Genomic DNA, 26,351 nt, shown 5'->3' on the forward strand with positions numbered 1-26,351 from the left:
AGCAAGCCGTTTTCGGATCAGGCCCCAGGGAGGACCGCATAACTGCCAGTAGCATGCAGACACAGCGTGTCGCCGCAATACAGCTTTTGATCTAGCGCAATACGCCCCTTCCCACGCTCCCGTAGCGCTGCGTCGAGCAAGTCCGGCCCCTTGGGATCGCACGGCATGCATATCAAGCGGTAATCACCTGTCACCGGCGCATGAAAACGTTGACTGGCCTCTGCCACCACTACGTCGCGTGCCAGCCCGCGTTCACGCAGCCACAACGTTACCCAGCACCAGCCCTGCAGCGTGGTTTGCGCGGTTAGCGCACCGCCAAAGCCCGTGCCCTTGTCATTAAGGTTCGGCTCAAGCGCCAACTGCCAGGCAAGGGAATCGCTCTGACGAGCCATGTGAGTGATCCCCAGAGTACCAACCATGGGAATTGCCTCGCCCAACCATCGCTGAAAGGCCACCAGATCATCCGGGCCTTCGGGTAACGGTAAGCGCGGGTGCGGCACTCCGGCTTGACGGCTGGCTGCCATGGCTATCCCCAGCGTTCTACAAAATCAGTAACGTGATGCTGCGGTAGCGGCTTGTGTCGACCACCTGGCGTGCCGAGGTAGATAAAGGCAACCACTTCGTCGTCTTCCTCTAGGCTCAGTCCTTTACGCACCACTGGGTCAAAGGCGTACTTACCGCTGCGCCACATAGCACCCAGCCCGAGCGCGTGGGCGGCTAACAGAATGCCGTGGGCCGCACAGCCAGCAGAAATCACCTGCTCCATTTTGGGGACTTTGGCAATATCCGGCGTTACGCTGGCGATAACCGCAATCACCATGGGCGCACGCAGGGGTTTCTTACGCGCCGAATCAAGCGCCGCGTCATCGGCATGGGGGTCTTCTTGAAACTCGGCCTCGGCAAATAGCTCGCCCAAACGCTCGCGACCTTCACCACTAAACTCAATAAACCGCCAGGGACGCAGCTCTTTATGGTCGGGTGCGCGCAGCGCGGCCTGATAGATCGCGCTAAGCTGATCGGCGCTAGGGGCAGGCTCGGTCAACTTGCCCATGGAGCTACGTTCGTGCAGTAGCGTAAGTGCGTCCATGATGACTCCCATCTAATCAATGGTGTGAGCGCTAGGTTAGCGCAATCATTTACTGCCTTGCTAGGCGCTGCGGGCTAGGCGGCGCAAGCCCCGGGGTGGCCCGCCAAGGGCTGATATCCAACCCGCCGCGACGCACATAGCGCGCCAGCACCAACAGTTCACTGGGTTGGGCGTGGTGCATTAAGTCGGTAAAGATATGTTCGACACAATGCTCATGAAAATCCTGATGCTGACGGTAGCCGATCAAATAACGCAACAGCCCCTCGCGCTCCAGCTTAGGGCCTTTATAGCGAATCATCACGCTGCCCCAATCGGGCTGGCCCGTCACTGGACAGTTGGACTTTAATAGATGCGAGTAAAGCGTCTCTTCAACGACCTGCGCGCTAACCGCCAAATGCTCGGCACTGGGGGTGTAATCGTTGACGTCGATATCCAGCGCATCCAGACATTCCCCTGGCAAGCATTTAGGTGCCAGGGCCTCTGCGTCTACGTCGAAAAGCGTAACGCTAACGGGCGCACCTGCCGCACCCGCTAAATCTTGCGCTAACGTATTAATGACCTCATCTCGGTCGGCAAAGCGGGTTTGGTTGAAGCTGTTGAGGTAAAGCTTCCATGATTTTGACTCAATCAAGTTGGGTGAGTCGGCAGGTAAACGAAAGCGAGCCACCGCCACAATGGGTTTGCCGCGCCCATTCAACCAAGAGACCTCAAAAGCGTGCCATTCATCTTCACCGACAAACGGCAGGCTGCCCTCAACAATGCCTAGCGGGGCACGGTTCGCCGTGCGTGAAATGGGATAGAGAAGCCCAGGGTCGTAAGCGTCTGGATAAGCAGATTCACGTCCCAGCGGCGCGTGCGCAAGAGTATCGGGTCGATGCGACATGCTTTAACTCCGTATTCCTTTACCGCGCTCTAGCATACGCAACGCTATCGCGAAGAGGACCACAATAAAGCCCAACACAGCAGCCAGCGCCCAGCCAACGGGAATATCTGATACGCCTAAGAAACCATAACGGAAAACGTTCACCATGTATAAAATGGGGTTGAGCATCGACACGCCCTGCCAAAAATCCGGCAACATGGAAATCGAGTAAAACACCCCGCCCAGATAGGTAAGCGGCGTGAGAATAAAGGTGGGGACAATCGAAATATCGTCAAACTTGTCGGCCAACAGCGCGTTGATAAAACCACCGATGGAAAATAGCGCAGAGGTGAGCACCACCACCAGCACGGTAAGCAACGGATGCTCGACCGTCAGGCGGGTAAAAAACAGCGAAACCACGGTGACAATCAGCCCAACACCTAAACCGCGCGCCATACCCCCAAAAATAAAGCCGGATAAAATCACCCAGTTGGGCATGGGCGATACCATCAACTCCTCAATTGAACGCTGAAACTTGTTGGAGAAGAAGCTTGAGGCCACATTGGAGTAGCTATTGGTAATCACCGACATCATGATCAGGCCAGGGACAATAAAGTCCATGTAGGTGAAGCCGTCCATATCACCAATGCGCGAGCCAATCAGATTGCCGAAAATAATAAAATACATGGCCATGGTGATAGAGGGTGGCAACAACGTTTGTGGCCATATCCGCGTGAAACGCTTGATCTCTTTGAGCACCAGCGTCCACAAGGCGATAAGGGTTTGACTCGCATTCATACCCGCGCCTCCTTTGGTTGTTCGGCACGCTTATCGATCGCGTTTTGACTCCCCTCCACCATCGATACGAACATTTCCTCTAACCGGTTGGCGCGATTACGCATCGACACAACCTGCAAGCCCTGGTCGGTTAATGCACTGAACACATCGTTGAGTCGCTGACCGCGATGAACCACCAGCGACAACTGCGAGGCCTCCACCCGCTGGATATCGAACCCATCCACCACGGGGGCATCGCTGACAGGCGCCGCAAGATCCAGTAGAAAAGTTTCCCTACTCAGTTCGGCGAGCAACTCGCGCACGCTGGTATTACGGACAATTTCACCGTGGTTAATGATCGCAATATTGCGGCATAAACTCTCGGCTTCCTCCAGGTAATGCGTCGTGAGGATGATGGTGGTGCCTTCGTCGCGATTAATCCGCCGCATGTATTCCCACATGCTACGCCGCAGCTCGATATCAACTCCGGCGGTTGGCTCATCGAGAATCAGCAACTTGGGGCGATGCATCAAGGCACGCGCAATCATCAACCGCCGCTTCATGCCACCAGAAAGCATCCGCGCGCTGCCGTTGCGCTTATCCCATAACCCGAGATCAGTCAGTAGCTGCTCGGCGCGAGGCAAGGCCTCACGGCGCGTCATTCCATAATAGCCCGCTTGCGCCAGCACGATATCGAGGACTTTTTCAAACTGGTTAAAGTTAAACTCTTGAGGCACTACGCCCAACTGGTATTTAGCTTTAGCGAAGTCTTTATCGATATCGATGCCAAAGATCGACACCTTTCCCTGGGTTTTCTGCACCAGAGAACAGACCACACCCAACGTGGTGGATTTGCCTGCGCCGTTAGGGCCCAATAGCGCAAAAAAATCGCCCTGCTGGACGTCAAGATCAATACCTTTTAACGCTTGAAAGCCGTTGCCATACTGTTTGGTAAGGCCACGTATCGACAATGCCGGTTCGGCCATGAACATGTCCTGTCAGCAAAATGAGAAGGGTCGCTGCATGCGTAAGCACTAGATATTAGGGCGCAAACTTTTTTTTCAATCGGTTTTGCCGCATTAGGCAGGTACTGAAGAGACGAAAGGAAAGATGGGTGCGCTTGGAGCGGGAAAGGAGATTCGAACTCCCGACCCTCGCCTTGGCAAGGCGATGCTCTACCACTGAGCTATTCCCGCAACGCAAAAGAAAAGTACGAGATGGCGTCCCATAGGGGGTTCGAACCCCTGTTACCGCCGTGAAAGGGCGGTGTCCTGGACCACTAGACGAATGGGACACAGATAGAAGCGTTAGATTGTTTGGAGCGGGAAAGGAGATTCGAACTCCCGACCCTCGCCTTGGCAAGGCGATGCTCTACCACTGAGCTATTCCCGCTCGATAATACGCTTCACTTAACAAGATCTCGCTATCGGATTGGCGTCCCATAGGGGGTTCGAACCCCTGTTACCGCCGTGAAAGGGCGGTGTCCTGGACCACTAGACGAATGGGACACAGCTGGAGCGGGAAAGGAGATTCGACCGGGCTGGCGTTCCAGCTCACGACCCTCACCTACTTTTCCACACAATCCAATTGGAGCGGGAAAGGAGATTCGAACTCCCGACCCTCGCCTTGGCAAGGCGATGCTCTACCACTGAGCTATTCCCGCATTCCGATACCTTGACGATTGAGTTGGCGTCCCATAGGGGGTTCGAACCCCTGTTACCGCCGTGAAAGGGCGGTGTCCTAGACCACTAGACGAATGGGACGTCGCAATGCCTCGTCGAGGTGGCGCGTATGTTACTCAGCCCTTATTAAACTGTCAAGCAGTTCCCTCTCGGCCGCCCCTGCCTATTGAGCCATGCGCCAGCGTGGATATTACCCACTACAACCGCTTCACCGTAGTGCATTTAACGTCATATGACGCTCACTATTAGTGCGTAGTACACAACCACCTCAGATACCAACAACCGACAAACGCAGTAAAAATCTTTTATTTAAAATAAATCGATTTTATGGCATGCCGCTTGCTAACACCTTGTTGGGACACGATTGATTCATTGACCGCCACGAGGTGCCTTATGACCTTTACACGCCGCAAGTTTCTTACCACTGCCGCTGTATCTTCCACTGCTGGGTTGGTGCTCGGCGCCCCCAGCATTGCAAGAGCACAGTCGTCCGACACCTTTAACTGGCGTATGACCAATGCCTACGGGCCTGGGTCGCCATTTTATGTCGAAGGTCCAGGGAGCCCCACCGACGTTATTGACAAGATCAACACCATGTCGGGCGGACGCCTCAACATTCAACACTTTGCAGCGGGAGAGCTCATCCCCGCGCTTGAAGGGTTTGAAGCGGTGCAGAGCGGCACCATCGAAATGAACGCAGCCAACAGTTACTTCTGGTCGGGTACGACCTTTGCCGCCCAGTACTTCACCACCGTGCCCTTCGGCATGAGTTTTATGGGCCATATGGCATGGCTATACCACGGCGGAGGTTTGGAGCTGTGGCACGAGCTATACGAGCCGTATGGCATGGTGGCTTTCCCGTTGAACAACACCGGCGTGCAGATGACCGGCTGGTTCCGCGAACCCATTGAAGACATTGGCCAGCTTGACGGTCTGCGCATGCGCGTACCGGGCCTCGCTGGCAAGGTATACGCCTCCCTTGGAGTGGATGCCCGCGTACTCCCTGGCGGCGAGATATTCCCGGCGCTGGAACGCGGCGTGATTGATGCTGCAGAGTTCGTCGGCCCCTACCAAGACCGCCGCATGGGCCTTCAAGACGCCGCCAAATACTATTACACCACCGGCTGGCACGAACCCTCCACCACGGGTGAACTGCTGATTGCTAAAGATCAATGGGACAGCCTGCCCGAGGATCTGCAAATGATTGTTCGCTCGGCATGTATGGCGGCCTGCCTTGAGAGCCTGACATGGTCGGAGGCTGTCAACGGCGAAGCCCTGACCGACCTGGTCGACAACCATGGTGTGACTGCTAGCCAACTACCAGAACCGATTGTGGATGCACTCCGCGAAGCCACGCTGGATACCCTTGAAACCGAAGCCAATGACGACGCCGAAGTACGCAAGATTCACGATAGCTACATGGCGTTTAAAGCCAAACACGACCGCTGGGCTGGTGCCAGCGAACGCGCTTGGCTAAGCAATATCATCGGAGTGTGATATGCAAGCCGTAGAAAACCTAGTCAAAGGCATTGAGGCACTGGTCCGGCTATTTGGCCGGATCGCCGCCTGGACTTGCGTAGTATTAGTGGCGTTGGTATCCAGCGATGTAATACTTCGTTACCTGTTCGATATCGGGGCCGTTTGGCTGCAAGAGCTTCAGTGGCATCTGATATCGCCCATTGCCCTGTTTGGCATGGCGTACTTACTGCTCAACGACGAACAAGTCAGGGTAGATGTGTTTTACGAGCATTTTCCGGCGCTCGTAAAACGCGTCATCGAAGTAATTGGTGGCCTAGCGCTGCTTGTTATGGGCTTGTATATCGCTTGGCTAACGCTTCCCTGGGTCGCGCAATCGTTTGGCCGCGGTGAAGCCTCACCGAACCCTGGCGGCCTCCCCTGGCGCTGGCTGTTAAAAGCATTCATCCCGTTTGGTTTCACCCTGCTCGCACTGCAAGGGCTTGCTCATGCGCTGCGCAATGCGCTCGCGCTTCCCGCACAAGGTGACTGACCTATGTCTTTAAATGAATGGCTTGCGATCGGCATGATCGGAGCCTTTTTCGTTATGCTGCTGATTGGCATTCCAGTGGCGATTAGCATCGCGACGACCGCATTTGTGTTTGGCTTCATCGGCTTTGGGCCGGTGCTATTTAACCTTCTGCCGTCGCGCATCTATGGCGTGGTGACCAACTACACCTTTATGGCCATCCCTCTGTTCGTGTTTATGGGCGTTATGCTTGAGAAATCCAAGCTTGCCGAAGAGTTGATTGACGTCATCGGCCACGTATTTGGCAATCTCTCCGGCGGCATGGGCGTGGCGATTATCTTTGTCGGCGTACTGCTAGGGGCCGCCACCGGGATTGTGGGGGCCACCATTGTCACACTGGGCCTGCTCACGCTTCCCACCCTGTTGCGCCGTGGCTACCCGAAAACGTTGGCAACCGGAATGATTTGTGCCTCCGGCACCCTCGGGCAAATTATCCCCCCAAGCTTGGTGCTCATCTTATTAGCCGAAATTTTGGGTGAATCCGTTGGCACCATGTTCGCCGCCGCGATGCTGCCAGGGCTAACCCTGGCGGCAGTTTACATCATCGCGATTCTCGCCCTTGCGGCCTGGAAACCCCACTTAATGCCGCCCATCCCCGCAGAAGAACGCGCTCAACTAAGTAAAGCACAGTTGATGCGTAAGGTCGTGCGGGTGGTAGGGCCACCGGTAGGCTTGGTGGTTGCCGTTTTAGGATCGATCATCGGCGGCATTGCCGCACCGACCGAAGCTGCTGCCATGGGAGCGCTGGGTGCAATGGTATTTGTCGCAGGCTCCGGGCGACTGAGTTTTAACCTGCTCAACGAAGTCGCTAAAGCAACGCTTATTATCTCTGCGATGGTATTTTTCATCTTGATCAGCGCGCAGGTATTTGGTTTGGCGTTTCGTGGCCTGGGCGGCGAGCACTTAGTCGCCCGGATGTTCGAGTGGGTGCCCGGCGGCGAAATAGGCGCCCTGCTATTCATGCTGCTGTTGATGTTCATTCTGGGCTTCTTTCTCGAATGGATCGAGATTAGCTATATTGCCTTGCCGTTATTCTTACCTTTTTTTATTCAGCTAGGCGTCGACATGGTATGGCTGGGTATTTTGGTGGGGCTGGTGTTGCAGACCTCGTTTTTAACTCCACCCTTTGGTTGGTCACTGTTCTTCCTGAAAGGCGTCGCCCCCAAAGGCGTCACGACGCTGGATATCTATCTCGGCGTACTACCGTTTATCGCCTTGCAGTTTCTCGCCATTGCCCTGGTGATACTATTTCCCAGTATCGCCACGTGGCTACCTAATGCCATCGGCTGGTAATCGCCGGGCTCAACAGTAAAAGGATAAGATATGCTTCATACGCAACGTAGCTATGGCGGCAGCTGTGTCGCCCCTCACCATCTGGCCGCAAGTGCGGGGCGCGACGTCCTCAAGCAAGGCGGTAACGCCGTAGAAGCGATGGTAGCCGCTGCCGCCACCATCGCCGTGGTCTACCCGCATATGAACGCCCTGGGCGGCGATGGCTTCTGGTTAATCCATGAACCTGGCAAAGCACCGGTGGCCATTGATGCCTGCGGCCCGGCTGCGGGCTTGGCCAATGTAGACTTCTATGCGGGCGACGCTCACATTCCCGAGCGTGGACCTAAAGCGGCCCTCACCATGGGAGGTACGGTAAGCGGTTGGCAGGAGGCGTTATCGGTTGCCGCCGACTGGGGCCAAGCCCTGCCGTTGACGACGCTGCTGGCCGACGCCATTGGCCATGCACAAAATGGCGTAACGGTTTCAAAGAGCCAGGAAACCCTGACCGCCAAGCACCTCGAACGGTTATCGCCCAGCCCTGGCTTTAGCGAGTCGCTGCTAGTGAACGGCAGAGCCCCCCTTGAAGGCGAGCGGCTGCGCCAGCCGCGCCTAGCCGCGACGCTTGAACGTCTGGCCACGGCAGGTCTGGATGATTTTTATCGCGGGGAGCTTGCCGCCAGCATGGCGCGGGACCTGGAAGCGCTGGGCAGTCCATTGCGTTTGGATGATTTTCACGCGTATCGCGCCCAGCGGGTGACACCGCTTGAAGTGACTCTCGCCGACGCTACTCTGTATAACCTGCCAGCCCCCACCCAAGGGGTGGCATCATTGATGATTCTCGCCATTTACGAGCGCATCAAAGCCAAACAACCCAATGGCTTCGCCCACCTGCATGGCCTGATTGAAGCCACCAAGCGTGCCTTTATGCTGCGCGACCAGTACGTGACCGACCCGGACCGTACCCCCACTCCACTTCAGGCGTTACTCAGTGACGAGCGCATTGACGCTGAGGCCGCTCAGATTAATGCCTCACAGGCGCTGCCTTGGCCCTATGAAGCCGCAAAAGGCGACACCATCTGGATGGGCACGGTGGATAACGAGGGCCGGGCGGTTAGCTTTATCCAAAGCATTTATTGGGAATTTGGCAGCGGCGTGGTGTTGCCGGAAAGCGGTGTGCTGTGGCAAAACCGCGGCATAAGCTTCTCGCTCGACCCTGCGGCGTTACGCGGGCTCGCTCCAGGGCGCAAACCCTTCCATACGCTTAATCCGGCGCTTGCCCGGTTTAACGATGGGCGCACCATGGTCTATGGCACTATGGGTGGTGAGGGACAGCCGCAAACTCAAGCGGCGGTCTTCTCGCGCTACGCCTTCCATCAAATGCCATTGCAGCAAGCGATTACCGCACCACGTTGGCTTTTGGGCCGCACTTGGGGCGAATCGAGCATGAACCTAAAACTCGAAGATCGTTTTGATAATGCGCTAGTGACAGCGCTGAACAAGGCTGGCCACGACGTGGAAGTTCTCAACGAGTCCTTCAGTGACACGATGGGGCATGCCGGGGGCATCGTTCACCACCCTAACGGGCTGATTGAAAGCGCCCACGACCCCCGGAGTAACGGCGGTGCGGTTAGCGTTTGACGGTATGGCTGGCGATTTTGTCGAATATTGCGCATCCTGAACTCAGGTAGGCGACCACTGTCATTTACAGGTAGGGTATTAGCCAGCGAGACATAAGCGGGAGAGGAGACCCCCTATGGCGAAAATCGACAAATCCCCAGACCAATGGCGTGAACAACTTACGCCAGAGCAGTACCGCGTCACCCGCGAAAAAGGCACAGAGCGTCCGTTTACGGGCGATTATCAGGTCAGTGATACCCAAGGCATCTACCACTGTGTTTGCTGCCACGCACCGCTGTTTGAGAACGAGCACAAATTTGATGCCGGCTGCGGCTGGCCCAGTTTTGACCGTCCTCTCGGCACTCGCTGCATTGAGGAACACCAGGACACATCCCATGGGATGGCCCGCACCGAAGTGGTGTGCGCCCACTGCGACGCCCACCTGGGTCACGTCTTTCCTGACGGCCCACCCCAAAGCACCGGATTACGCTACTGTATCAACTCGGTATCGTTAGAGTTTCATCCCGACGAATAAAACCAAAAAAGCTTTGCGCCCGCCAGTTCAGGATGGCGGGCGCAGTTAACGCTTAAAACTCATCCCATTGGTCAGCACTGACGCTCTGCGCTTCGCGCTGTTTAGACGATGACGAATGGTTGGGCAGTGCCTTGGCTGTTTTATCTGTCGCTTGATTCATTCTGGACAAATGTTCACGGGCGGTTTTAATGCTTTCTTCCTGAGCCCCTTCCAAGCGGAACGCATCCACCACGTTGGCCAGCTCAAAGGCCTCAAGCGCTAGGTTATCCGCGGACGCGGCAATCGACTGCACCTTCGTGGCATTTTGCTGGGTGACATTATCCATTTCGGCAATTGCCGCGTTGATTTGCCCGATGCCACTACTTTGCTCGCTAGAGGCCGTACTGATCGACTCCATCAGCTCGCTCACGCGGTTGACCTGATGCATAACGGCGTCAATCGCTTTTTCCGCCTGCTCAACGGCGCTGCGGCCACCGGTGACCTCCTGGGTAGTACTATCGATCATGCGGCGAATTTCCTGGGCGGCTTCAGCGCTGCGTCCGGCAAGGTTGCGCACCTCGCTGGCCACCACCGCAAACCCGCGCCCGTGCTCACCGGCCCTTGCCGCCTCGACCGAGGCATTCAAAGCAAGAATATTGGTTTGGAACGCAATACCGTCGATTACGCTGATCATCTCGGTCATTTTTTCAGCACTTTGGGCAATCCGCTGCATACGCTCAACCAGCTGCTGCATCTGTTCGCCGGTTTGCTGAGTGCTGCGCGCATTTTGTACCGCCAATTCGCTCGCCTGACGGGCGTTATCGGTATTTTGCTGCACGGTCGACGTCATTTCTTCCATGCTCGAGGCGGTCTCTTGCAGTGACGATGCCTGCTGTTCGGTGCGCGATGCCAGTTCCTCATTTTCGGCGGCAATTTGCTGAACCGCAGGCGTTACCACCGATACACGGCTTTCAACGTCGCCAACAATACCTGATAGGCTAAAGCGCATCGTATCCAGTGAGTAAAGGAGTTCGCCCAGCTCATCGCCGGTTTGGCGGCGCTCCCGGGCAGCCAAGTTACCGGCGGCAATCTGAAAGGTAATATAACGCGCGCCCGCTAGACTGCGCATAACCGATTTCAAAATCAGCATGCTCAGGCCAATCATGACCAACGCACCCAACCCCATTAGCACCAGCTGGGCAACCACCATTTGCTGTCGACCTTGCTGCGCCTCAGACAACATATCTGCGGCCAGTGCGCGTTCACTTTGCACCAGTTGGCTGACCTGCTCACGCAAGGCCCGCGCGCTTGGCACGGCTACATCGTTTAACGCTTCAAAAGCGCCAAAGCCGTTGCCATCCACAAGCGCCGTGGTCGCTTGATCCACGCCGTTGCTCCAATTGTCCAACGCATTGCCAAAGGACTGTATCACCTCACTGCTTTGGTCTTCGTCAGCCCGGTACTCATCCCAACTAAGCCGGATGCTATCCAGCTCAGCCATCAAGGCCTCTGACATTTCGTCGGCTTCTACACTGCGTGGATTGCGTACGGCAGGCTCTAACTGTTCCATCACCTGTCCAACGGTTTGTTCAATACGTTGCAGGTTGGCGACGTCATCAAGCCCTGAACGGCTCAGGGTATCCAAGCGCTCGCCAGACACCATCAGCCCGTAAATGCCCAGCCCGCCTGCCAAACCAAGCAGCAATAATGCCGCCGCCACCATGCCGATTAACTTGGCACGCAGGCTAGTGACTCTAAAGCGCGAGAGCATTCCCGTGAGCCCCTTACGCCGCAGCGTACCGCGCACCAGCGTGTAGTGCCTGGATTTGCCCTTCTCACGCATCTCGGCGTAGATCTTTTCGGCCTTGGCCACTGCCTTGGGGCTGGCCTTTCGGCGTACTGAGGTGTAACCCACGATACGATCACCGTCGCGCAACGGTGCAAGGGTGGCATGTACCCAGTAATGGTCGCCGTTTTTACGGCGGTTCTTGACCAGGCCCTGCCAGGTGGTGCCTGACTTCAGGGTTTTCCATAAATCCGCAAAGGCCGCTTCCGGCATATCCGGGTGGCGAATAATATTATGCGGTGCGCCAATCAACTCATCGCGGGAGTAGCCGCTCACTTCAACAAAGGTGGGATTCGCGTAGGTGACGTTACCTTTCAAATCTGAGCGCGATATCAGCACGGTTTCTTCTGTTAACGGATATTCTTGCTGCGTGACGGGTTGGTTGTTGCGCATGGTGGTCCCTGGAAAGAATGTTTTTTTTAAAAAAGCTATTACGTTTATCGGCCATTCACGCAAAAACTAAATAGTGATTTACAAAGAAAAAAACGCTACCCGTAGGGATAGCGTTTTAAAGATTATTCAGGATTAAGCGTTAATGACTAGATGACCTACTTTAACGATAAGCATCGATACCAGTGCCATCAATTAAGCGAGTCAATTGTTATTAATTCACTTAATTAGCTATTTGAATACTACCTTGGCCACGTCGCGATAGCGGTTGGCAAAGTGCACTGTCATCCCCTCCTTCAGATAATCGGGCAGCTCTTCATAATCGCGCCGGTTGGCCTCGGGCAATATCACTTCAAAGATATCGCTGCGGCGGGCGGCAATCACTTTTTCGCGGATACCCCCGACGGGCAATACTTGCCCAGTTAAGGTCAGCTCTCCCGTCATGGCGAGAGGACGATCAATGGCCTGGTGCCTTGCAAGCGACATCAGCGCGGTGGTCATGGAAACCCCCGCCGAGGGGCCGTCTTTGGGCGTGGCGCCTTCCGGTACATGCAAGTGCACAAAAGCCGAGTCGAAAAAGTCGCTATCAGCTCCGTATTCCTGCAGGTGGCCAAGCGTATAGCTATAGGCAATATTGGCCGACTCCTGCATCACGTCACCCAGTTTGCCAGTGAGCTTAAAGCCACGGTCCAGCGAATGTACCTTGCCCGCTTCGATGGGCAAGGTAGCCCCGCCCATGGAGGTCCAGGCAAGCCCCGTGACCACGCCCTCACCTGTTAGGACTTTTTCTTTCCGGAAGATCGGCGCGCCTAAAAATTCTTCAAGGTTTTTTACCGACACCTTAACCGTCTCAATGCCTTCTTCAAGCAGCTTGACGGCAGCCTTGCGCACGATGCGATGCAACTGCTTTTCTAACTGACGCACACCCGCCTCACGGGCATAGCCTTCTATCACTTGCTTAAGCGCAGCGTCGGATAGCTGAATACGCTTTTTCGCCAGATTGTCGCGTTTTAGAAGCTTGGGCCACAGGTGATTCTTGGCGATCGCCAGCTTTTCTTCGGCAATGTAGCCCGACAGGCGAATTTGCTCCATACGATCAAGCAGCGGCCCGGGAATCGAATCCAAGGTGTTGGCCGTACACACAAATAACACCTTGGAGAGGTCCATACGGACGTCCAAATAGTGGTCGAGAAAGTCGACGTTTTGCTCTGGGTCCAACACCTCGAGCAGTGCTGATGCCGGGTCGCCCTGAAACGACTGGCCTAGCTTGTCGATTTCATCCAGCATGATCACCGGATTTTCAACTTCTACTTCCTTGAAAGCCTGAACCAATTTACCTGGCATGGCCCCCACATAGGTACGCCGATGCCCTTTGATCTCGGCCTCGTCACGCATACCGCCGACGGAGAAGCGATAAAACTGGCGCCCCAGCGCTTCAGCAATCGAGCGGCCAACGGATGTTTTACCTACCCCGGGCGGACCTACCAGCAGCACAATGGAGCCGCCCACATCGCCCTTGAACGAGCCTTCAGCGAGGAACTCAATAATCCGCTCTTTAACATCTTTCAGCCCGTCGTGGTCGCGGTCCAGCACTTGTCTTGCATGCCCCAGGTCCAACTGGTCCTGGCTGGTGACGCCCCAAGGGAGTGAGGTCAGCCAATCCAGGTAGTTGCGCGTCGTGCCGTATTCGGGCGACCCGGTTTCCAACACGCTGAGCTTATCCAACTCGTCGTCGATACGCGACTGGACGCGCTCGGGCACTACTAGCGACTCTAACCGTGCACGAAAGGTATCAACGTCGTTTTCGCGGTCGTCTTTTGAGATACCCAACTCGCGCTGAATGACTTTCAACTGCTCACGTAGGAAAAACTCGCGCTGACGTTCCTGCATTTGCGCGTTGACCTGCTCACTGATTTCACTTTGCAACTGAGCAACATCAATTTCTTTGCGCAACAGCGGCAGCACTTTTTGCATCCGCTCGGCGACGTCCAGCGTCGATAGCACGTCTTGAAGTTCTGGCCCTTTGGCGGAGGTAATAGCCGCCGCGAAATCAGTCAGCGGGCCTGGCTGGTGGGGGCTGAAGCGATTTAAGTAGTGTTTGAGCTCCTCTCCATACAGCGGGTTAATGGGCAACAATTCCTTAATCCCATTAATAATCGCCATGGCATAAGCGCGGGTCTCTTCGTTTTCCGCATCTACCGGCTCTTTAGGGTAGCTAACTTCAACGAGGTAAGGCGGAGTGGTCGAAAGCCAGCGCTTAATTTTAAACCGCTGAAGCCCCTGGGCAATAAACTGGATTTGCTGATCTTCGCCCTTCATCTTGTGGACTTTCACCGCCGTGCCAATTTCCGGAAAGCCCTCGCTATCCAATGAATCGACACCGTGCTCACCGACATAGGCAACCCCGACGGTATGGTGAGGCGTGTTGCCCACACGACGCATGGTTTCTTCCCAGCGCTCACGGTTGATCACCAGGGGTTGCACTTGAGCGGGAAAGAAAGGCCGATTATGGATCGGCAATAGGTAAATACGCTCGGGGAGCATGTCACTGGCGGGCACCAGCGAGTTTATGCGCTCGCCGTCTGATCGGAACTGATCGCCTTCGCTCTGCGAAGTCGAATCGTTATCGCCCTGAACGTTAAACTGGTCGTCTCGGTCAAATTCCTGGTCGCTCATGCACCCTCCAATCAGCACCTGCCGGTGGCGATTGCCGCTCGGCTTTGTGATGGAAATGCGGGCGCTTCAGGCAAACTTCAACCGTTTAATGATCAGGCCATAGCTCAGGCATGGGGCGACCATTAACTCGCCACTGGCCGCGAACCACATCGAACGCTAGCTCCCGAGTACCTAACGGTAGCCCAAGCCAGAGAGCCGCGACGGTCGGCGCATCGTGCCAGGTAAAATCACCGTCGATACGTTCACGCCAACGGGCTTGCTCCTCGGGCTCACCTAGCAGAGTGGCATCTAGCTCGTCTAGTCGGCGGTTATCAAAAAATAGCGCCCCATCGGCATCCAGACGAATACCCAACAGAGGACTCTCGACGGTCGCGGTGGAAACGTCTAAGCGCGGCGAGTCACTTAACAACTGACGCAAATCTGGCTGAAGACGCGTTAAGGTGCCTTCGGCCATAGGCAAGCGTGCATCACCCCAAGCGGCCTCCTGACGTAACTGGCGAATCGTCTCGCGTAAGGCATCCGCATTAATCCGCGAAAGCTCCATCACCATGTGGCCGTTCTGCAAAAGCGCCGTGTCTGGCGTTTCAGAGGGCACCCTCACCTCACCAATGCTGAGCTCGCCTTTTATGCGCAGTTCCTGCTCGTCGAGTATCATCCGACTGTTCACATCAAGCGGCGCCACGTGGACGTCAAAGGAAGGATAAGACAATGCCAGGTTGTCGATATGCAGATAGTCACGCTGGGTGAAGTGGTAGGCATCTTCAGTGTAGGTATAGCGACTCTCGAGCACCGAGGGGCCTAAGCGCAGCTCAGCCGGGCCGTCGGTAATAGTCAGTTGATCCATTGCCGCCCGCATTCGCCAGTCCCCATAAACACCCTCCAAACGCAGTCGGCCACCACGCACGCCTAGCTCTCTGCCATTTTGCTGAATGATAAAGGGTGCCAGCGCCAAGCGTAGATCACTGTGCCCGCTGAGCGTATGGTAGCTACCTTTCCAGCGAGGTACTGACGGCGCTGAGACCTCCCCAAGCGCCTGTTGCAAGACGGTGTCCAGGCGGGGTAACAGCGTGCCTTCGACATCCGTGCTTAAGATACCGTGGCGGGCGTTATAGTTAAGCTCCAAACGCCAGGGACGCCCAAGCAACGGAGAAAGAATCAGCCGTCCTTGCGAACTTAACCAGCCCTGCTCACTTTCAGTGCGAGTGACACGCCACTCGCCACGCGCGGCTAGGTCGTCCAGCGCCTGGCGCAGGCTTCTCTCGAACAACACGCTGGAAAGCAGTTGCGCGGCCATCCATAGCACGGCAATGACAGCCAACACGGGGACAATCAAACGTTCCTTGCGCATGGCGTCTCCCTTGAGCCAAACGCGCCGACAAGCGGCGTTTTTTTAACGATCAGTGCAACCAAAACCAAAGGTGCATAATGCTCCAAGCGTAAATCCCTGCCATCACATCGTCGATCATAATGCCAAACCCGCCGGCCACTCGCCGATCAGCCCAGCGGATGGGCCATGGTTTGAACACATCGAAAATGCGGAACACTACAAATCCCCATAAAGCAGATTCCCATGAAAACGGCACCGCTGCCATGGTAATCCAATAACCGACAAACTCATCCCAGACGATCCCAGAGTGGTCATGCACCCCCAAATCATGGGACGTTCTATCGCACAGCCAGACGCCAATCACAAAGGCAACAAACACAATACTTAGGTACCAGCCTAGCGATAAATCCGCCATTAACCAATAAAAGGGAATCGCGGCCAGCGTACCAAACGTACCTGGCGCCCAAGGCACGGCACCACTACCAAGCCCGAAGGCAAAAAAGTGCGTGGGCCGACGCCAAACGCTGGCAGGGGCATGGTTCATGGCGTCTCTCCCTTGAAATGCTGCCAGCCGTGGTAGCGCTGAAGGGGAAGTCCATGCACGCCTAGCGTGTCGCTACACTCGCCAATCACGTGGAGCGGAACACCTAGCGCGTCAAGCTGCTGCCGCGCTTGATCAACATTCCCGGCTGGTAACGTCACCAGTAGTTCATAGTCGTCGCCCCCGGTCAATGCGGCTTGGCGCGCAGCCTCTTGACCCAGGGCGTGTTTTAGCCCTTCAGCCAACGGCAGCGCATCCAGGGATAGTGAAGCTCCCACGCCAGACGCCTCGCGCAGGTGGCCCAAATCGGCCAACAGTCCATCCGAAATATCGATCGCCGAACTGGCTAACTCGCGCAGCGCTTCGCCGGCCGCTAAACGCGGCGTCGGCCATAAATAACGCGCCAGCAGTGGGTGCGCCCTATCACGCTCGCCCTTTTGCCACAGCGCTAAGCCGCCCGCACCACCGCCTAGCGCGCCTGTTACGGCAATCACGTCGCCAGGCTGAGCACCGCTACGCGTTAGTGCCTTGGTGTTAGGCACTTCCCCCATAACCGTCACAGCAATGGAAAGCGAGCCCGAGGTTACGTCACCACCCGCAAGTGTGGTTGCGTGTTGCTCAGCCAGTGCGGCAAAGCCACGCGCGTATCCTGCAAGCCAAGCATGGACGGCTTGATCATCGCCAAACTGTGCCTGATCTAGCGTCAAGGCCATGACACACCAACGCGAGGCGGCGCCCATTGCCGCCAAGTCACTCAGCGCCACGGCCAGCGCACGGTGGCCAATAGCATCGGCAGGCGCATCGCTTGGAAAGTGAACATCCGCCACCGAGGTATCCACGCTGACGACTAGCTGGTGCCCCGGCTGAGGCGTCAGCAGGGCAGCATCATCGCCTACACCCAACGCCACGCCATGTTGGCGGGCATTGTCACAAGGCAACGTAAAATAACGTCGGATTACATCAAATTCGGCAAGCACAAAGGCCCCTTAAACGCAGCGTCAGCACGAGCGCGAAATCACCCAGCCCATTGGGCCGGTTAGCGACGACGCGCGCTGACCTCGGCACTCCGCAAGCGAATAGCCAACTTGTCGAGAATACCGTTCACGTATTTATGGCCGTCGGTGGCACCAAACGATTTGGCCAGCTCAACACCTTCGTTAATAACGACGCGATAAGGCACTTCCATTCGCCGGGATAGCTCGTAGGCCCCTAGACGAAGGATAGCCAGTTCAACGGCATCCAGGTCTTGCAACCGGCGATCAAGCAGCGGCGATATTTCCCGGTCCAAATCCGCTTTAAAGCGAGCCGTATTGTGCAGCAGTTCATGAAACAGGGCCTGATCAGCGATTTCCATCACTTTGGACCAATTTTCATAATCTTCCAGGTCGTCATCTGGCACTTGGCTACGGAATTCCGCTTCAATGGCGCTGATTGACTTACCCGTCATATGCCACTGATATAGCCCTTGCACCGCCAGCTCGCGCGCCGCTTGTCGGCCCTGCTGGGCAGCCGAGGGCTTACGCTCACTCATGTGTATCCCCAGGCGCAATAGCGCGCAGCAACGAGACCATTTCCATCGCGGCCATGGCCGCTTCCGTACCTTTGTTACCGGCTTTGGTACCGGCACGTTCGATGGCTTGCTCGATTGTCTCAACGGTCAGCACGCCATTGGCAATCGGCGTATCGAACTCGAGTTGCAGCTGGTTGAGGGCAGTGTTACAGCCGCCCGCCACATACTCAAAATGCGGCGTACCGCCACGAATCACGGCGCCAAGCGCGATGACTGCATCGGGCTTCACCACCTTGAGCACGCGTTTGACGGCCAGCGGCAGTTCCCAGGCACCCGGGACGTGCACGATGTCGATATGCTCCATGTCGACGCCGTGACGCACCAGGCTGTCTACGGCGCCTTCCACCAGACTATCCACCACATGATGGTTGAAACGGCCAACTACGATGACGTACCGGCCATCAACGTCGACGTAGGTGCCTTCAACTTGAGAAAGGGATTGCATCAATTTATACCTGCTAAGAAGTTGGCTCATCGGAAGTATCATTCGGGCCCAATCGTTCAACGACTTCAAGATCAAAGCCGGAAAGCGCCGAAAACTTCCACGGTGAACTAAGTAAGCGCATTTTACCCACGCCAAGATGGCGCAGTATTTGCGAGCCGGTGCCAATGGTTAAGTAGTTGCCGGCTCCGTCAGAATCGCTGGTGCGCGGCTGGCGGACGCGTTCTAAAAAAATATCCAACTGATCTTTAAGGTCTTGATGCGGTCGTCCATCGTCAATGAGCACCAGGACACCTGCCGGGGCCGCGGCGATTTCCATCAGCGCTCGCTGGGCATCCCAACGACACTGCTCGCCTTTGGTAAGCCCCAGCACATCGCGTAGCGTATCGGCCAAATGCACCCTCACCGTGGTGGGCGCCTCAGGCGTGGGCTGCCCCTTGACCAGCGCCAGATGATGCGCACCCTGGATACGGTCACGAAACACGTGCAACGTCATCTCGCCCTGGGTGGTCATGATCGGCGAAGTTTCCAGATGATCGACGGTCTGCTCATTGACGATACGGTAATGGATCAGGTCAGCTATGGTGCCCATCTTGATGCCGTGCTCACGGGCGAAAGCTTCAAGCTCGGAGCGACGCGCCATGCTGCCGTCGTCGTTCATGACTTCACAAATCACACCACTCGGCTCACAACCCGCCAGAGCAGCCAAATCACAGGCTGCCTCGGTATGACCAGCACGACGCAGCACGCCGCCCGGCTCGGCCATCAGGGGGAAAATATGCCCCGGTTGGACGATATCCGTGGGTTTGGCATGCGGGGCGACGGCCGCCTGGACAGTGCGCGCGCGGTCAGCCGCTGAAATCCCAGTGGTTACCCCTTCGGTGGCTTCAATGGAAAGGGTGAACTTGGTCCCAAACCCTGAGCCGTTGTCGCGCACCATCAGCGGTAAGTTAAGCTGCTCGCAGCGAGCCCGCGTCATCGGCAGACAAATTAAGCCGCGGGCAAAACGTGCCATAAAGTTGATATGTTCCGCCTGGACTTTTTCGGCGGCCATGATGATATCACCTTCATTTTCGCGATCCTCATCGTCCATGAGAATCACCATTTTGCCCTGGCGAATATCGTCGACCAGTTCGGCAATGGGGGCTAATTCCCCAGAGGAAGCGTGCGCCATGGAATCTCCAAAAGGTTGTCGCAATGGGTGCGATTTCGCGCGTCAGGGTACCTTGGTATCGTCGCTTGCGCCAGTCACTAACGGTGAGGCGATAATCCGCCAATCCCGACCCACTGCCCGAACATCATGAATGGTGAGGCGCTGCTGATCAGCCATCAGGGTAAGTCCTGGCAGAGCAAAAAGCGGTCGAGCTTCTCCCCCTAACAGCGTAGGTGCAATGAATAGCTGCATTTCATCGATCAAGCCCGCGTTGATCATCGCCCCCGCCAGAGTCGCTCCGGTTTCGACCAGCAGCTCATTGACCTCTTCGTTGACCGTCAGCCATTCGAGCAAAGCGGGCAGGTCCACCCGGCCTTGTGGGTCGGCAGGTAAAGTCTGCACCTCTGCGCCTGCTCCAATCAGCCGCTCACGCTTGTCGGCGTCGTGAGACGGCGTGGTCATGATCAGAGTGCGCCCAGGCGCTCGCAAACAGGCAGCAGCAAGCGGCAGCCGCAGCTGGCTATCAACAATGACCCTAAGCGGCTGACGACCAGCCACTTCCTCGGCGTCGTCCAGACCAAGTTGCTCGGCGCGCACGGTCAGCCGCGAGTCGTCCATAATCACCGACTCAACGCCGCTAAGAATCGCACTGGAACGGGCGCGCAGTCGTTGCACCTGAGCACGCGCCTCGGGACCAGTAATCCACTGTGATTCTCCCGACCCCATGGCGGTGCGGCCATCCAAGCTCATCGCCATTTTCATACGCACGAAGGGACGCTTGGACGCCATACGAGCGATAAAACCTGGATTAAGTGCCCGGGCATCCGAGGCTAGCAAACCCACGGACACCTCGATACCCGCCTCTTCCAGCATGCGAATGCCCCGACCGCTAACCTGGGGGTTAGGATCGACCATTGCCACCACCACCCGCGCCACCTGAGCGGCTTGCAGCGCCCGCGCGCAAGGGCCGGTGCGGCCGGTATGCGAACATGGCTCTAGCGTGACATAAACCGTCGCGCCCTGGGCGCGGTCGCCGACGGCGCTTAACGCATTAATCTCGGCATGGGGCTCACCCGCTCGACGGTGAAACCCTTCGCCTATAATCTCACCGTCACGCACGATCACGCAGCCCACGCGTGGATTTGGGTCGGAGGTATACAAACCGCGCGCTGCCAGCACGAGGGCGCGTGACATGTAGCGATGATCCTCGGCACTAAACGACGTCATACTCACGAGGAAGGCCCAGCGTCCGTGGGCTCTTGGGAAAGGCGATCAATTTCAGCGCGGAACTCGTCCAGATCCTGGAATTTACGATATACCGAGGCAAAGCGAATGTAGGCCACTTGATCGAGAGTATTCAGTGCCTGCATGACCGACTCCCCGATCTCGCGAGCGTTAATTTCTCGATCCCCCCGGGCGCGCAGCGTTTGACGAATCCGCTCAACAGCCGACTCAATCGCTTCTGCACTGACCGGCCGCTTTTCGAGCGCCCGCAGCATACCAGCGCGCAACTTGGTTTCGTTGAAGCTCTCGCGAGAACCGTCAGACTTCACCACGCGGGGCATCACCAACTCGGCGGTTTCGTAGGTGGTAAAACGTTCCTGACAGCTTGCGCATTGGCGACGACGACGCACTTGGTCACCGTCGGCCACCAGCCGCGAATCGGTCACGCGAGTATCGTTAGCACCACAAAAGGGGCAATGCATGGCGTTCAACCTATTGTCAGCCCGTGCTACAACGTGGCACGAGAAAGCAAAAATGACCTGTCAATGCGTTCTTAACCCGTCATTGTAACGTTTTGGCACATAAGCTGCACCGTTTGTGGAAGCCTGTTTATTAGGACGCCTTCATGACTGCCTTCGACACTACCGTTCATGCCCACTTGAGCCACCTTTATGGCCCCCGCGCCGCTGAGGTTCAGCGTCGGCTTAATCTGCACTTGACGCACTTTCTCGCTGCCCGCAAAGCGCCGACCGCCACCGGGAAGCGCGCCCAGCATGCACCATCTTGGAGCGAAAAAGACCAGTGGCTGATCGCCTATGGTGACTCAATTGTCGATGACCAAACGCCACCATTAGCGGTGCTTAACGACTTTTTGCAGGCGCGGCTCGGTGAACGTATCAGCGGCGTCCACGTACTGCCGTTTTTCCCGTGGAGCAGCGACGACGGCTTTTCAGTGATTCACTACCGAGAGGTCAACCCAGACCTGGGCGATTGGCAGCATATTCAAACCCTCGCCCGCCACTACGATTTGATGGCCGACTTGGTACTCAATCATGTGTCGCGGGAATCACTGTGGTTTGTCGATTACCTGAGCGGCAGCCTGCCGGGGCGTGATTACTTTATCGAAGTCGACCCGGACACTGATGTGTCGGCCGTGGTGCGCCCACGCAGCAGCCCACTGCTGGTGCCTATCTCCACCCGCCGGGGCACACGCTATCTATGGGCAACGTTTTCTGAAGACCAACTCGACCTGAACTTTGAAAACCCCGATGTGCTGCTGGAATTTGTTGGCATCCTACTGTTTTACCTAGAACAAGGTACCCGCATCGTGCGGCTGGATGCCGTCGCCTTTCTGTGGAAACGATTGGGAACGCCGTGCATTCACTTACCCGAAACCCATACGGTGGTGCGATTGCTGCGCGCCATCGTCGACCATGTTGCCCCGGGCACCTTACTGATCACTGAAACCAACGTGCCTCACCACGAAAACATCAGCTACTTCGGGCTTGACCTCCAGGCCGACGGACCACCCGACGAAGCCCACATGATTTATCAGTTCACCTTGCCGCCGCTACTACTGCACACGCTAACCCGTGGCGAGACCAGCACTCTGCAAGCCTGGCTGGCGAGCCTGCCTCCGCTGCCGGACCACTGTACCTATCTCAACTTTACTGCCAGTCACGACGGCATTGGCGTGCGCCCGCTGGAAGGCCTGCTACCCGATCACGAACGCGATGCCCTGCTTGAACTGATGCATCGCTTCGGTGGCTTTGTCAGCATGCGCAGTAACCCAGACGGCAGCGACACACCCTACGAAATCAACATCACCTGGTTTGAAGCCATGCAAGGCACGCGCAAAGGCCCCGACCCGTGGCAAATCGCGCGCTTTTTGTGCAGTCAGGCGATCATGCTCAGCCTGCAGGGGATTCCCGCCCTGTACATTCACACACTGACCGGCACCCTCAACGACGTCGAGGGGGTTGAACGTAGCGGCCGTCTGCGCTCAATCAATCGTCGCCGCTGGCAGCGCCGCGAACTGGACTTACTCCTCGACAGCACTGCCACACCTACCCACGACGTCTTCAATGCCCTTAGCCGCTTGTTGGAATATCGCCGCCAAGAGCCGTGCTTTCACCCAAATGCCGCACAGCGGGTGCTTGCCTCAGAGCCATCGCTACTGGCCATCGAGCGTGGCCCGCTAGCTAGCGGCCGCCGCCTGTTGGCGCTGTATAACGTCACCGAAGTGCCGCTGTCGTTCGAACAGCTCGGTGATGACGTTCAGTGCGCTTTATCATCAACGTCATGGCAGCCCTTGAGCGGCGAAACCGACTGGCAGCCGACGGACCCACTGCCCCCATATGCTGTGCGCTGGCTGACTAACAATCCTTAATGTTATAAGGATAGAAACTTTAGCAAGAAAAAGATGCCTATTCAGGTCACGCGCGTTACGCTAGGTCCTCGATTTTGCGATGATTAAGGAGCGTTATGCGCGACTGGTTCTCTATGCCCTTTCCGGTGTCACGAAGTTTTACCCTAATAGCCAGCGCGATGCTCGGTATGCTTATGATGCCGACCGCTCAGGCCGACTCGCTTCCAGCCCCCATCCAAGCCTTGGCAGATCAAGGCCTTGAGATTCACGGCGAGTTTGACGCCCCCGGCGGAATGCGCGGCTTTGGCGCCAGCCGGCAGGGTCAAGAACTGACCATTTACTTAACGCCCGACGGCGAGCATGCCATCAGCGGCTCGCTGACCGACCAAGACGGCGATAACCAGCTTGAGGAGGCAGCCCTGGATAAGCACGTACGGGCACCCCTAGAAGCAGAAACTTGGCAGCTACTGGAAGACAGCCATTGGATTCAAGATGGCCAGCGCGACGCACCTCGCGTGATTTACACCTTTACCGACCCTAACTGCCCCTATTGCCAAACCTTCTGGGAAGCCGCGCGGCCTTGGGTCGACGCTGGCGAGGTGCAACTGCGCCATATCATGGTGGGTATTTTAGATGCCGACAGCCCCGCCAAAGCGGCTGCGCTACTCGCTGCCGAGGACCCCGCCGAAGCACTCGTCAACCACAAGCAAGGCGAACGCATCAGCGCCAGCGCTCAACCTCGCGATATTGAAGAACAGGTCTACGCCAACAACCAGCTGTTCGAAGGCCTGGGGCTCTCCGCCACGCCGACCAGCGCCTTCAAGCGCCAGACCGACGAAGGCGTCACCCGGCTGGACCGCGTTGAAGGCATGCCAAATGACGAGCGCCTGGAAGCGATGATGGGCGGCCCGGCGCCCGAGTAAGCGATAGCCTCGTCAGGCAACGCGCCTGGCGATCAGCCAGCCCACCACCATGGTCGCCAGCATCGCCACCAGCGGTAATGTGGCGCCGCCCAGCGACGCGATGGCGGGCCCCGGGCAATAGCCCGAGAGGCCCCACCCCACGCCGAACAGCGCCGCTCCACCGAGCAGTCTGGCATCAAGCGTCTGCTTGCCGGGCAGCTGAAAGCGCCCGGCAAGCATGGGGGCGGGTTGCTTCAGCACAACGCGGTAGCCGATGAAGGTGGTGATGACCGCCCCGCCGAGTACGAACATCAGCGTCGGGTCCCAGTCACCGGCGACATCCAGGAAGCCGACCACCCTGGCCGGGTCGGTCATGCCAGAGACCGCCAGTCCCAGGCTGAACAGCAGGCCGGCGACATAGCTCGCTACCAGGGTCAGAGACTGTTTTTTCATGCCCCACCTCCCAGGACGTGCCGCACGACATAGACAGTCACCAGCGCGGCGACCAGGAACGTGATCGTTGCCGCCAGCGACCGCGGTGAGAGACGCGCAAGCCCGCACACCCCGTGGCCGCTGGTGCAGCCGCTGCCGAGCCCGGTGCCCAGCCCGACCAGCAGACCGGCCACCAGCATCAGCGGCACGCCGCCCAGGGGCTGGCCGATGACCTCGCCGGGATGATTGACGACGTTGCCCCATCCGATGCCAAGCCCCATCAGCAGCAAAGGCCCGCTGACCAAGCCGACGAGAAAGGCCAATCGCCAGGCGCTATCGCCTTGAGGCCGCTGGGTGATCAAGGTACCGACAATACCGCTGATCCCGGCAATTCGTCCCAGGCTTGCCATCAGCCAGACCGCCGAGATACCAATGAGCACACCGCCTGCGAGCCCCTGCAGGCTTGATGTCAGTTCCATGCTTTTCTCCTTTCTACCTATCGCGCCACAGCGTCGCGACGCAAAAATAGTTTAATTATATATTTATATTATAAATGAATATACGATCAGCATCACGCGCTAACAACCGTTTACTGACCACCTTCTGTTAAGATGCAGCGCATTTGCTATTTGCAGGAGAGACCCATGCTCGGCTGGTTCCCCGGACACATGAACAAGGCCCGCCGCCAGATCAAGGAGGCGCTGCCGGAAATCGACGTGGTCATCGAAGTGCTCGATGCCCGTCTACCCTACTCCAGCGCCAACCCCATGCTGGCCGAGCTAACCCGCCATAAGCCGGTGCTCAAACTTCTTTCCCGGGCGGACCTGGCCGACCCGGACCGCACCGCCGAGTGGGTGGCGTTTTTCGACGCTCAGGACGACATGCGCGCGCTGGCGGTGACCACGACCAACCTCCGCGAGCTTAAAAAAATTCCCAAGCTTTGCCACGAGCTTGCCGGCTCAGTTCGCGCCGACCGAGACGTACGCGTGATGGTGATGGGCATTCCCAACGTGGGTAAGTCGACGCTGATTAACGGCTTGGCGGGGCGCAAAATCGCCAAAACCGGCAATGAGCCGGCAGTCACCAAGCGTCAGCAAAAGGTGCGCATCGACGGACGCGTGGCGCTGGTCGACACCCCAGGGGTGCTGTGGCCCAAGATTGAAGACCAGGCCAGCGCCTACCGGCTGGCCGCCAGCGGGGCGATTCGCGATACCGCTATCGAGTACACCGACGTGGCCATCGTCACCAGTGCTGAGCTTGCCAAGCGCTACCCGGACGCGCTGACCGCCCGCTATAGGCTCAAGGCGTTGCCCGCGTACGCACCGGCCAGCACCGATGAGATTGATGCCGACGGCCCGCAAAAGCCGGACTTCCTGGCAATTGCCGGTTTTGACGGCCACGCGATCCTCAAAGAAATTGCCGGCAAGCGTGGCGGGCTACGCCCCGGCGGCGAAGTCGACCTGCACCGCGGCGCGGAGGTCTTGCTGCACGAGCTGCGCGACGGCAAGCTAGGCAGGCTGACCCTTGAAACGCCTGAGGATATTCCGCCGCCGCCCCTACACGACGAGCAAGACAGCGCCTCCCATTCCGACGCATAATGATGCATCGAGCGGCGATGCCGCGCG

General features: G+C 57.2%; 25 protein-coding genes and 6 tRNA genes. 8 read left to right on the forward strand and 23 right to left on the reverse strand.

Features of this window, described 5'->3' with window-relative positions:
* Nucleotides 1–17 precede the first annotated feature (17 nt).
* The 11 genes from GA0071314_RS12140 to GA0071314_RS12190 form a co-directional block, all read right to left on the reverse strand.
* On the reverse strand, nt 18–524 hold the full coding sequence (locus GA0071314_RS12140) for a YiiD C-terminal domain-containing protein (RefSeq protein ID WP_074396889.1): 507 nt from the start codon (nt 522–524) through the stop codon (nt 18–20).
* A gap of 2 nt (nt 525–526) precedes the next feature.
* Entirely contained in the window at nt 527–1,087 is a 561-nt protein-coding gene (locus GA0071314_RS12145) for a nitroreductase family protein (RefSeq protein ID WP_074396890.1), read from the reverse strand.
* Between the two features lie 49 nt (nt 1,088–1,136).
* The gene (gene queF / locus GA0071314_RS12150; protein ID WP_074396891.1) at nt 1,137–1,970 is read right to left on the reverse strand and encodes an NADPH-dependent 7-cyano-7-deazaguanine reductase QueF; all 834 of its coding nucleotides are present in this window, start codon (nt 1,968–1,970) and stop codon (nt 1,137–1,139) included.
* A 3-nt stretch (nt 1,971–1,973) separates the two neighbouring features.
* A complete protein-coding gene (locus tag GA0071314_RS12155; protein WP_074396892.1) occupies nt 1,974–2,747 on the reverse strand; it encodes an ABC transporter permease in 774 nt (257 codons plus the stop codon).
* Nucleotides 2,744–3,712: an ABC transporter ATP-binding protein gene (locus tag GA0071314_RS12160; protein WP_074396893.1), complete on the reverse strand. Its 969-nt coding sequence runs from the start codon at nt 3,710–3,712 to the stop codon at nt 2,744–2,746. Before GA0071314_RS12160 ends, GA0071314_RS12155 begins: the two co-directional genes overlap by 4 nt.
* 135 nt (nt 3,713–3,847) lie before the next feature.
* Nucleotides 3,848–3,922, reverse strand: a tRNA-Gly gene (locus tag GA0071314_RS12165).
* A 22-nt stretch (nt 3,923–3,944) separates the two neighbouring features.
* Nucleotides 3,945–4,020, reverse strand: a tRNA-Glu gene (locus tag GA0071314_RS12170).
* A gap of 23 nt (nt 4,021–4,043) precedes the next feature.
* Nucleotides 4,044–4,118, reverse strand: a tRNA-Gly gene (locus GA0071314_RS12175).
* Between the two features lie 40 nt (nt 4,119–4,158).
* Nucleotides 4,159–4,234 (reverse strand) — tRNA-Glu (locus GA0071314_RS12180).
* 80 nt (nt 4,235–4,314) lie between these two features.
* Nucleotides 4,315–4,389 (reverse strand) — tRNA-Gly (locus GA0071314_RS12185).
* A gap of 24 nt (nt 4,390–4,413) precedes the next feature.
* Nucleotides 4,414–4,489 (reverse strand) — tRNA-Glu (locus tag GA0071314_RS12190).
* 312 nt (nt 4,490–4,801) lie between these two features.
* Here GA0071314_RS12190 and GA0071314_RS12195 point away from each other — a divergent pair.
* The 5 genes from GA0071314_RS12195 (at nt 4,802) to msrB (ending at nt 9,876) form a co-directional block, all read left to right on the forward strand.
* Complete coding sequence (locus tag GA0071314_RS12195) at nt 4,802–5,905, forward strand: TRAP transporter substrate-binding protein (protein WP_074396894.1); 1,104 nt, start codon at nt 4,802–4,804, stop codon at nt 5,903–5,905.
* 1 nt (nt 5,906) lies between these two features.
* A complete protein-coding gene (locus GA0071314_RS12200) occupies nt 5,907–6,416 on the forward strand; it encodes a TRAP transporter small permease subunit (RefSeq protein WP_074396895.1) in 510 nt (169 codons plus the stop codon).
* A 3-nt stretch (nt 6,417–6,419) separates the two neighbouring features.
* Nucleotides 6,420–7,745, forward strand: coding sequence for a TRAP transporter large permease (locus tag GA0071314_RS12205; protein ID WP_074396896.1), 1,326 nt, complete (start codon nt 6,420–6,422; stop codon nt 7,743–7,745).
* Between the two features lie 30 nt (nt 7,746–7,775).
* Nucleotides 7,776–9,362 carry a gamma-glutamyltransferase family protein gene (locus GA0071314_RS12210; protein WP_074396897.1) on the forward strand — a complete coding sequence of 529 codons (1,587 nt, stop codon included), beginning with the start codon at nt 7,776–7,778 and terminating at the stop codon, nt 9,360–9,362.
* Nucleotides 9,363–9,477: 115 nt separating this feature from the next.
* The gene (gene msrB, locus GA0071314_RS12215; protein WP_074396898.1) at nt 9,478–9,876 is read left to right on the forward strand and encodes a peptide-methionine (R)-S-oxide reductase MsrB; all 399 of its coding nucleotides are present in this window, start codon (nt 9,478–9,480) and stop codon (nt 9,874–9,876) included.
* Between the two features lie 52 nt (nt 9,877–9,928).
* Here the strand turns inward: msrB and GA0071314_RS12220 are convergent, their stop codons facing one another.
* The 10 genes from GA0071314_RS12220 to nrdR form a co-directional block, all read right to left on the reverse strand.
* A complete protein-coding gene (locus GA0071314_RS12220) occupies nt 9,929–12,094 on the reverse strand; it encodes a methyl-accepting chemotaxis protein (protein WP_074396899.1) in 2,166 nt (721 codons plus the stop codon).
* 228 nt (nt 12,095–12,322) lie between these two features.
* Nucleotides 12,323–14,767, reverse strand: a complete 2,445-nt coding sequence (gene lon / locus GA0071314_RS12225) for an endopeptidase La (protein WP_074396900.1) — start codon at nt 14,765–14,767, stop codon at nt 12,323–12,325.
* An 85-nt stretch (nt 14,768–14,852) separates the two neighbouring features.
* On the reverse strand, nt 14,853–16,115 hold the full coding sequence (locus GA0071314_RS12230; RefSeq protein WP_074396901.1) for a DUF945 family protein: 1,263 nt from the start codon (nt 16,113–16,115) through the stop codon (nt 14,853–14,855).
* Between the two features lie 49 nt (nt 16,116–16,164).
* Nucleotides 16,165–16,638 (reverse strand): phosphatidylglycerophosphatase A family protein, encoded by a 474-nt coding sequence (locus tag GA0071314_RS12235; RefSeq protein ID WP_074396902.1) that lies wholly within the window; start codon nt 16,636–16,638, stop codon nt 16,165–16,167.
* Nucleotides 16,635–17,612 (reverse strand): thiamine-phosphate kinase, encoded by a 978-nt coding sequence (gene thiL, locus GA0071314_RS12240; RefSeq protein WP_074396903.1) that lies wholly within the window; start codon nt 17,610–17,612, stop codon nt 16,635–16,637. Before thiL ends, GA0071314_RS12235 begins: the two co-directional genes overlap by 4 nt.
* Before the next feature lie 59 nt (nt 17,613–17,671).
* A complete protein-coding gene (nusB, locus tag GA0071314_RS12245; protein WP_074396904.1) occupies nt 17,672–18,166 on the reverse strand; it encodes a transcription antitermination factor NusB in 495 nt (164 codons plus the stop codon).
* Nucleotides 18,159–18,650: a 6,7-dimethyl-8-ribityllumazine synthase gene (gene ribH, locus GA0071314_RS12250; protein WP_074396905.1), complete on the reverse strand. Its 492-nt coding sequence runs from the start codon at nt 18,648–18,650 to the stop codon at nt 18,159–18,161. Before ribH ends, nusB begins: the two co-directional genes overlap by 8 nt.
* A 13-nt stretch (nt 18,651–18,663) precedes the next feature.
* Complete coding sequence (gene ribBA, locus GA0071314_RS12255) at nt 18,664–19,821, reverse strand: bifunctional 3,4-dihydroxy-2-butanone-4-phosphate synthase/GTP cyclohydrolase II (protein WP_074396906.1); 1,158 nt, start codon at nt 19,819–19,821, stop codon at nt 18,664–18,666.
* 42 nt (nt 19,822–19,863) lie between these two features.
* Nucleotides 19,864–21,027 carry a bifunctional diaminohydroxyphosphoribosylaminopyrimidine deaminase/5-amino-6-(5-phosphoribosylamino)uracil reductase RibD gene (gene ribD, locus GA0071314_RS12260; RefSeq protein WP_074396907.1) on the reverse strand — a complete coding sequence of 388 codons (1,164 nt, stop codon included), beginning with the start codon at nt 21,025–21,027 and terminating at the stop codon, nt 19,864–19,866.
* A gap of 2 nt (nt 21,028–21,029) precedes the next feature.
* A complete protein-coding gene (gene nrdR / locus GA0071314_RS12265) occupies nt 21,030–21,506 on the reverse strand; it encodes a transcriptional regulator NrdR (RefSeq protein WP_074396908.1) in 477 nt (158 codons plus the stop codon).
* A gap of 143 nt (nt 21,507–21,649) precedes the next feature.
* Between nrdR and GA0071314_RS12270 the strand changes: the two genes are divergently transcribed.
* Both GA0071314_RS12270 and dsbG read left to right on the forward strand, forming a co-directional pair.
* Nucleotides 21,650–23,413, forward strand: a complete 1,764-nt coding sequence (locus GA0071314_RS12270; RefSeq protein WP_074396909.1) for a sugar phosphorylase — start codon at nt 21,650–21,652, stop codon at nt 23,411–23,413.
* Between the two features lie 158 nt (nt 23,414–23,571).
* Nucleotides 23,572–24,315, forward strand: a complete 744-nt coding sequence (gene dsbG, locus GA0071314_RS12275) for a thiol:disulfide interchange protein DsbG (protein ID WP_442905975.1) — start codon at nt 23,572–23,574, stop codon at nt 24,313–24,315.
* Between the two features lie 12 nt (nt 24,316–24,327).
* On the opposite strand, the gene GA0071314_RS12280 is transcribed toward dsbG, so the two are convergent.
* Both GA0071314_RS12280 and GA0071314_RS12285 read right to left on the reverse strand, forming a co-directional pair.
* Entirely contained in the window at nt 24,328–24,747 is a 420-nt protein-coding gene (locus GA0071314_RS12280) for a DUF6691 family protein (protein ID WP_074396910.1), read from the reverse strand.
* Nucleotides 24,744–25,205, reverse strand: a complete 462-nt coding sequence (locus tag GA0071314_RS12285; RefSeq protein WP_074396911.1) for a YeeE/YedE family protein — start codon at nt 25,203–25,205, stop codon at nt 24,744–24,746. Before GA0071314_RS12285 ends, GA0071314_RS12280 begins: the two co-directional genes overlap by 4 nt.
* A 165-nt stretch (nt 25,206–25,370) precedes the next feature.
* Here GA0071314_RS12285 and ylqF point away from each other — a divergent pair, with 165 nt between their 5' ends.
* On the forward strand, nt 25,371–26,324 hold the full coding sequence (gene ylqF, locus GA0071314_RS12290) for a ribosome biogenesis GTPase YlqF (RefSeq protein ID WP_074396912.1): 954 nt from the start codon (nt 25,371–25,373) through the stop codon (nt 26,322–26,324).
* The last annotated feature ends 27 nt before the right edge of the window (nt 26,325–26,351 follow it).

Source organism: Halomonas sp. HL-93, assembly GCF_900086985.1.
In the GTDB taxonomy this organism is placed as follows: Bacteria; Pseudomonadota; Gammaproteobacteria; order Pseudomonadales; family Halomonadaceae; genus Vreelandella.